This is a genomic window from Mycolicibacterium parafortuitum (assembly GCF_002086815.1).
GTDB classification, from domain to species: domain Bacteria; phylum Actinomycetota; class Actinomycetes; order Mycobacteriales; family Mycobacteriaceae; genus Mycobacterium; species Mycobacterium parafortuitum.
The window spans coordinates 103,638-111,131 of sequence record NZ_MVID01000025.1 but is presented as its reverse complement, the minus strand read 5'-3'; the positions used below and the strand labels follow the sequence as shown (position 1 = coordinate 111,131).

The window sequence follows — 7,494 nt, the reverse complement described above, 5'->3', positions numbered from 1 at the left end:
ACCAACATCGACGACCTCACCCTGGCCTGCCAGCCCGACAACCTGATGATCGACAACACCGCCTGGACCACCGGCAAGAACACCACAAACCACACCGAATGGCTCCCCCCACCCGACCTCGACACCGGCCGGCACCGCATCAACGGCTACCACCACCCCGAACGCCACCTCCTCGAAGACGAAGACACCGATGATGAGGTCCCGTAGCCGGGTAACCTCTGGCAATGCGCACACACCGGGGGTATTCGATGCTCGCCGCAGCCGCGGGCTGCGCGGTCTTCGTCGCGACGCCGGCGGCGCCCGCGCACGCGGCACCGTCCTACGGAAGCAACGGCGTCTTCGGCGTCACAACCCAGGCACGCGACGGCTGGGCGACGACGTTCATCCCGCCCGGCCGTTACCGGGTCGACCAGTCGCCGAGCATGCAGCCCTACCAGAGCCCGCCCGGTATGTGGTTCCGGTGCAGCAATTTCCCCTGCGCCGCAACATTTCCGGGCAACATCATCGCAACCGGAGCAGCATTGCGCGACGCCCCGACGTTCGTCGACATCCTGCCGAGCGACGTTGCGGTGTCACTGCTGAACGTCACCCTGACGCCGGCCTGACCTACAGCGGCGACGCGCCGCGCAGATGCTCGAAGATCAGCGATGTCTGTGTGCCCGCGACATCGGCGTCGGCGTTCAGGTTCTCCACGACGAATGCCCGCAGGTCGTCGGTGTCGCGCGCCGCCACGTGCAGGATGAAGTCGTCGGCGCCGGCCAGGAAGTACACGTCCATCACCTGTGGCTTGCGCCGGATGGTCTGGATGAAGTTGCGGATCTTGCCCCGCGAACTGGCCTGCAGGCTGACCGAGATCATCGCCTGCAGGTTCAGGCCGATCGCCGCCGGGTCGATGTCGGTGTAGAAGCCGCGGATCACACCGAGCTCCTGAAGGCGGCGCACCCGGCCGTGACATGTCGACGGCGCGATGCCGACCAGCTCGGCCAACGCGTTGTTGGCGATCCGGGCGTCGGCGTGCAGCGCCGTCAGGATGCGGCGGTCGACGTCATCGATCGGAACCGGCCGAACATCCTTCGGCGCCACGGACCGAACAGGCTCCTGTGCCGATGATATTTCTGACATTCCAGCATCATAATGAATCTTTGTCGCAAATATTGCGCTGGATTTCACTTTTCTTCACACTCTTAACCAGCCCATTCCTAGCTGAGGAGCGATCATGCGCGTCGGTATCCCGACCGAGATCAAGAACAACGAATACCGCGTCGCGGCCACCCCGTCGGGCGTCGCCGAGCTGGTCCACCGCGGCCACGAGGTGCTGGTCCAGGTCGGCGCCGGCGACGGATCGGCGATCTCCGACGCCGACTTCAAGCGCGCCGGCGCGCAGCTGATCAGCACCGCCGACGAGGTGTGGGCCGAGGCCGACCTGCTGCTGAAGGTCAAGGAGCCCATCGAGGCCGAATACGCGAAGATGCGCAAGGGCCAGACCCTGTTCACCTATCTCCACCTCGCCGCGTCCAAGCCCTGTACCGATGCGCTGATGGCCTCCGGCACCACGTCGATCGCGTACGAGACCGTGCAGACCCCTGACGGCGCGCTTCCTCTTCTGGCCCCGATGAGTGAGGTCGCCGGCCGCCTGTCGGCCCAGGTCGGCGCCTACCACCTGATGCGTAGCCACGGCGGACGCGGCGTGCTGATGGGCGGTGTCCCCGGCGTCGCCCCGGCCGAGGTCGTCGTCATCGGCGGCGGTGTGGCCGGCTACAACGCCGCCCGCATCGCCAAGGGCATGGGCGCTCACGTCAACGTCTTCGACGTCAACATCAACACCTTGCGCAAGATCGACAACGAGTTCAACGGCAGCATCGAGACCCGCTACTCGTCCTCGCTCGACCTGGAGGATGCCGTCAAGGGCGCCGACCTCGTCATCGGCGCGGTGCTCGTGCCCGGCGCGAAGGCCCCCAAGCTGGTCACCAATTCGACTGTCGCCGCGATGAAGTCGGGTGCGGTGCTGGTCGACATCGCGATCGACCAAGGCGGCTGCTTCGAGGACTCGCGCCCCACCACGCACGACGATCCGACGTTCGCGGTGCACGACACGGTGTTCTACTGCGTCGCCAACATGCCCGGCGCCGTGCCGCGCACGTCCACCTACGCGCTGACCAACGCGACGCTGCCCTACGTGATCAAGCTCGCGAACCAGGGCTGGCAGGACGCCTGCCGCGCGGACGCGGCTCTGGCGAAGGGCCTGTCGACCCACGAGGGCGCGCTGCTGTCCGAGCAGGTGGCCTCCGATCTCGACCTGCCCTACACCGATCCCGCGAGCCTGCTGGCCTGACTCAGTCGAAGAGATCGCCGTCGACGTAGAACCACCGCCCGGCGCGCCGCGCGAAGCGCGACCGCTCGTGCAGCACTCCGGCGCGGTGGTACGCGCGGAACTCGACCTCACCGGTGTCGTCCGCCGGCCCGCCGCCGACCCGGTCGAGGATCTCCAGCCGCGACCAGGTGACCGTCAGGTCCGAGACCTCGTCCGGACGGGTGCGGGGGTGCCATGTGCGCCACACATATTCGGAGTCGCCCACGACGTACGCGCTGTAGCGCGAGCGCATCAGCTCTTCGGCCGTCTCGGCCTGCCGGTCGCCGACATGCAACGGCCGGCAGCAGGATCCGAACACCTCACCGCTGCCGCACGGGCACGGTTCGTCAGCGCGCACCGGTGGACGGCCCGTCCAGCTCGGCCAGCACCAGCGTCGCCAACTCCCCGATCAGCGGCCGCAGGCTCGGCGCATCGGGGTCGTCGGTGATCGACCGGGTCATCACCGCGACCACCAGCCGCTGGCCGTCCGGCCCGAACACGACGCCGACATCGTTGGTGGTGCCATAGTCGCCGCTGCCGGTCTTGTCGGCGCTCGTGAATCCCTGCGGGAGGCCGGCGCGCATGCTGGAGGTCTGGTTGGCCAGCATCCAGTCGGTGAGCTGCTGTCGGCCCGCGGGCTCCAGCACGTCGCCGGTCAGCAGCGCGCGATACCCCGTCCCCAACGCCCGCGGCGTACTCGTGTCGCGCGGATCGCCGGGCACCGCCGAGTTCAGCTCGACTTCCCAGCGGTCCAGGCGGGTCTGGTCGTCGCCGATGCCGCGGGCGAACTCGGTGATCGCGGGCGGTCCGCCGAGCACGCCGAGCAATGCGTTGGCCGCGGCGTTGTCGCTCTGCTGCAGCGCGGCCTGACAAAGCTCGGCCAGCGTCATCTCGGTGCCGACCCACGGTTCGGTGACCGGCGAGTGCGGGCGGATGTCCTCGGCCCGGATCGGCACCGTGTCGCCGAGGCGCAGCGCGCCCTGCTGAACCCGCTGCAACACCGCACCCGCGGCGTAGGCCTTGAACGTCGAGCACATCGCGAATCGCTCGGTGTCACCGAACGCGAGGCTGTCACCGGTATCGAGATTGGCTGCGTACAAACCGATTTGCGCATTGTGCCGCTGGCCCAGCGCAGCGATCCGGTCCTGCGCCGGGGGCAGCGGTCCGGCAGGTTCGGCGAGAACGGTCTGTGTGGAACACGCGGTCAGCGCGAACAGGGACAGCCCGCCGAGAAGTACGTGTCGTCGGGTGAGTTCCGTCATCGCCCGCCAGGCTACCGGTCAGCCGGTGATCTTTTGAAGTGGCCTGGGCAGCGCGCGTTTCGAACGCACCGGTCCGAGCACCGCGGCACCGAACGGCCGGGTGAGCAGTTGGCGCGCCACCGCGTTGACCTCGTCGAGGGACACCGCGTCGATCCGCGACAGCGTCTCGGCGATCGTGTGGTGCTCGCCGAAGTTGAGCTCGCTGCGGCCGATGCGGTTCATCCGCGAGCCCGAATCCTCCAGGCCCAACACCAGGCCACCCCGCAGCGACCCCTTCGCGATCCGGCATTCGTCGGCGGTGATGCCGTCGCGGGCGACGTCGTCCAGCACGTCGGTGGTCACACGGACCACCTCGTCGAATCGCTCCGGTAGACACCCTGCGTAGATCGACAGCGCACCGCTGTCGGCGAACGTGTCGATGGTCGAATAGACCGAGTAGGCCAGTCCCCTGCTCTCCCGGATCTGTTGGAACAGACGCGAACTCAGGCCTCCGCCGAGCGCGGTGTTCAGCACCGACAGCGCCCACCGATGCTCCCAGTGCCGGCCCGGCGTGCGCACCCCGAGTGACAGGTGGGTCTGCTCGGCGTCGCGTTTGACCAGTTCCAGCGTCGGGCGCCCGGTGACGCGACCGGTGCCCTTACGCGGGGGCACCGGGGCGCGACCGCGCACCAGGTGCGGACCGAAGTGCCGCCGCACCAGCCGGACCACCTCGTCGTGCTCGACGTTTCCGGCCACCGCGACGACCATCCGGTCCGGGGTGTAGCGGCGCACGTGGAACGAATGCAGTTGCGAGCGGGTCATCCCCGAGATCGACTCGACGCTGCCGATGACCGGCCTGCCGACGGGGTGGTCGCCGAACATCGCCGACAGGAACACGTCGCCGAGGGTGTCCTCGGGGTCGTCGTCACGCATCGCGATCTCTTCGAGCACGACGTCACGCTCGACCTCGACGTCCTCGACCGCGCAGCGGCCGTTGAGCACCACGTCGGACACCAGGTCCACCGCCAGCGCCAGATCCGCGTCGAGCACGTGCGCGTAGTAGCAGGTGTGCTCGCGCGAGGTGAACGCGTTCAGCTCACCGCCGACCGCGTCCACCTCCTGGGCGATCTGCACCGCGGTGCGCGTCGGAGTCGACTTGAACAGCAGGTGTTCGAGGAAGTGCGCGGCGCCGGCCACACTGCGGCCCTCGTCGCGCGATCCCACGTTCACCCAGACGCCGACCGACGCCGAGTGCACCGACGGGATGTGTTCGGTGACCACACGCAGGCCACCGGGTAACCGCGTGCGGCGCACCGCCAGGGACGTGTCGTTGCCACGACGTCCCCGGCGGAGCGCCCCAGAATCAGCTGCTGGCGGTCGCGGCATCAACCGGTGCGGACGCGTCGGCGGGAGCCTCTGCAACCTCGTCTTCGGCGACCAGGACCAGCGAGATCTTGCCGCGGTTGTCGATGTCGGCGATCTCCACGCGGATCTTGTCACCGACCTTCACGACGTCCTCGACCTTGTTGACCCGCTTGCCGCGGCCCAACTTCGAGATGTGCACCAGGCCGTCGCGGCCCGGCAGTAAGGAAACGAAGGCTCCAAAATCAGTGGTTTTCACCACCGTTCCGAGGAACCGCTCGCCGACCTTGGGCAGCTGCGGGTTCGCGATCGCGTTGATCTTGTCGATCGCGGCCTGCGCGGCCTCGCCGTTGGAGGCGCCGACGAACACGGTGCCGTCGTCCTCGATGGAGATCGACGCGCCGGTCTCCTCGGTGATCGAGTTGATCATCTTGCCCTTGGGCCCGATGACCTCGCCGATCTTGTCGACCGGCACCTTGATCGTGGTGATGCGCGGCGCGTACGGGCTCATCTCGTCGGGCTCGTCGATGGCCTCGGCCATCACCTCGAGGATGGTGATCCGGGCGTCCTTGGCCTGCGCGAGCGCACCGGCCAGCACCTGGGACGGGATGCCGTCGAGCTTGGTGTCCAACTGCAGGGCGGTGACGAAGTCCTTGGTGCCCGCGCACTTGAAGTCCATGTCGCCGAACGCGTCCTCGGCGCCGAGGATGTCGGTCAGCGTGACGAAGCGGCGCTCCGTCTTGCCATCCACCTCGACATCGTCGGACACCAGGCCCATCGCGATACCCGCGACCGGCGCCTTCAGCGGCACACCGGCGTTCAGCAGCGACAGCGTCGACGCACACACCGACCCCATCGAGGTCGAGCCGTTGGAGCTCAGCGCCTCCGACACCTGACGGATCGCGTACGGGAACTCCTCGACACTCGGCAGCACCGGCATCAGCGCACGCTCGGCGAGCGCCCCGTGGCCGATCTCGCGGCGCTTCGGCGAACCGACGCGGCCGGTCTCACCCGTCGAGAACGGCGGGAAGTTGTAGTGGTGCATGTAGCGCTTGCTGGTCTCCGGTCCCAGCGAGTCGATCTGCTGGGCCATCTTGACCATGTCGAGGGTGGTGACGCCCATGATCTGGGTCTCGCCACGCTCGAACAGCGCGCTGCCGTGTGCCCGCGGGACGACCGCGACCTCGGCGGACAGTGCGCGGATGTCGGTGACACCGCGGCCGTCGATGCGGAAGTGGTCGGTCAGGATGCGCTGGCGCACAAGCTTCTTCGTCAGCGAGCGGTACGCCGCGCCGATCTCCTTCTCACGGCCCGCGTACTGCTCGGCGAGCCGTTCGACGACCTCGGCCTTGATCTCGTTGGTGCGGTCGTCGCGCTCTTCCTTGCCCGCGATGGTCAGCGCCTCGGCCAGGGCGTCGGTCGCGACCGACGCGACGGAGTAGTAGACGTCCTCGGCGTAGTCCGGGAACACCGGGTACTCGGCGGTCTCCTTGCCGGCGGCACCGGCGAGCTCGGCCTGCGCATCGCACAGCACCGCGATGAACGGCTTGGCGGCCTCCAGGCCCTCGGCCACCACCGACTCGGTCGGTGCGCCCGCACCGCCGGCGATCAGGTCGATGACCTTGTCGGTGGCCTCGGCCTCGACCATCATGATCGCGACGTCGTCGCCGGCCTTCCGGCCCGCGACGACCATGTCGAACACGGCGCCTTCGAGCTGCTCGACGGTCGGGAAAGCGACCCACTGGCCGTCAATCAGCGCGACGCGCACGCCGCCGACCGGGCCGTTGAACGGGATGCCCGAGATCTGGGTCGACGCCGACGCGGCGTTGATGGCCAGCACGTCGTACAGATCCTTGGGATCCAGGCTCAGCACGGTGACGACGACCTGGATCTCGTTCCGCAGACCCGAGATGAACGTCGGGCGCAGCGGCCGGTCGATCAGTCGGCAGGTCAGGATCGCGTCGGTGGACGGACGACCCTCGCGGCGGAAGAACGAGCCGGGGATGCGCCCGGCGGCGTACATCCGCTCCTCGACGTCGATCGTCAGCGGGAAGAAGTCGAAATGGTCCTTGGGCTGCTTGCTCGCGGTGGTCGCGCTCAGCAGCATGGTGTCGTCGTCGAGGTAGGCGACGACGGCGCCGGCGGCCTGCTTGGCCAGCCGGCCGGTCTCGAAACGGATGGTGCGGGTGCCGAAGCTCCCGTTGTCGATGGTGGCGGTCGACTCGAACACGCCCTCTTCGATTTCAACTACAGACATAGACGTCCGTACGGCCTCTCTGATCATTCAGCTGTTTCGCGTGGACACGCGCAGGTGAAAGCGGGCCCGGGTAATCCCGTCAGCCCGGCCTTGATGCGTCGACGGCCGTCGATCGAAGCTGTCGGAGATCTCTCCGGCAGCCACTACCGAAGACCGCGCGATCAGGCGGTTCATGTTCGTGTCTACGCGGGAACGGTGCGCGCGGGTCTGCGAGGACCGCACCCGGTCTGTTCGTGCCAAAGGCAGCCGAACGAACCTCATGCTACATCCCGGTACCTGCGAAA

General features: G+C 68.0%; 7 protein-coding genes and 1 pseudogene. 3 read left to right on the top strand and 5 right to left on the bottom strand.

What is annotated here, in order from left to right:
* Together BST38_RS22740 and BST38_RS22735 are read left to right on the top strand one after the other, a co-directional pair.
* Window positions 1-207, top strand: a pseudogene (locus tag BST38_RS22740) (HNH endonuclease signature motif containing protein); the annotation flags it as partial.
* 41 nt (window positions 208-248) lie between these two features.
* A complete protein-coding gene (locus tag BST38_RS22735; RefSeq protein ID WP_083145757.1) occupies window positions 249-605 on the top strand; it encodes a hypothetical protein in 357 nt (118 codons plus the stop codon).
* A 1-nt stretch (window position 606) separates the two neighbouring features.
* Here the strand turns inward: BST38_RS22735 and aldR are convergent, their stop codons facing one another.
* Complete coding sequence (gene aldR, locus BST38_RS22730) at window positions 607-1,122, bottom strand: HTH-type transcriptional regulator AldR (RefSeq protein ID WP_083145744.1); 516 nt, start codon at window positions 1,120-1,122, stop codon at window positions 607-609.
* A 94-nt stretch (window positions 1,123-1,216) separates the two neighbouring features.
* Here aldR and ald point away from each other — a divergent pair, with 94 nt between their 5' ends.
* On the top strand, window positions 1,217-2,332 hold the full coding sequence (gene ald, locus BST38_RS22725) for an alanine dehydrogenase (RefSeq protein ID WP_083145743.1): 1,116 nt from the start codon (window positions 1,217-1,219) through the stop codon (window positions 2,330-2,332).
* A 1-nt stretch (window position 2,333) separates the two neighbouring features.
* On the opposite strand, the gene BST38_RS22720 is transcribed toward ald, so the two are convergent.
* From BST38_RS22720 to BST38_RS22705, 4 genes are read right to left on the bottom strand one after another with little or no spacing between them, the layout of a single operon-like run.
* On the bottom strand, window positions 2,334-2,708 hold the full coding sequence (locus tag BST38_RS22720; protein WP_083145742.1) for a YchJ family protein: 375 nt from the start codon (window positions 2,706-2,708) through the stop codon (window positions 2,334-2,336).
* On the bottom strand, window positions 2,698-3,612 hold the full coding sequence (gene bla / locus BST38_RS22715; protein WP_083145741.1) for a class A beta-lactamase: 915 nt from the start codon (window positions 3,610-3,612) through the stop codon (window positions 2,698-2,700). Before bla ends, BST38_RS22720 begins: the two co-directional genes overlap by 11 nt.
* An 18-nt stretch (window positions 3,613-3,630) precedes the next feature.
* Entirely contained in the window at window positions 3,631-4,977 is a 1,347-nt protein-coding gene (locus BST38_RS22710; protein WP_083145740.1) for a M16 family metallopeptidase, read from the bottom strand.
* Window positions 4,955-7,210 (bottom strand): polyribonucleotide nucleotidyltransferase, encoded by a 2,256-nt coding sequence (locus BST38_RS22705; RefSeq protein ID WP_083145739.1) that lies wholly within the window; start codon window positions 7,208-7,210, stop codon window positions 4,955-4,957. Before BST38_RS22705 ends, BST38_RS22710 begins: the two co-directional genes overlap by 23 nt.
* Window positions 7,211-7,494 lie beyond the last annotated feature (284 nt).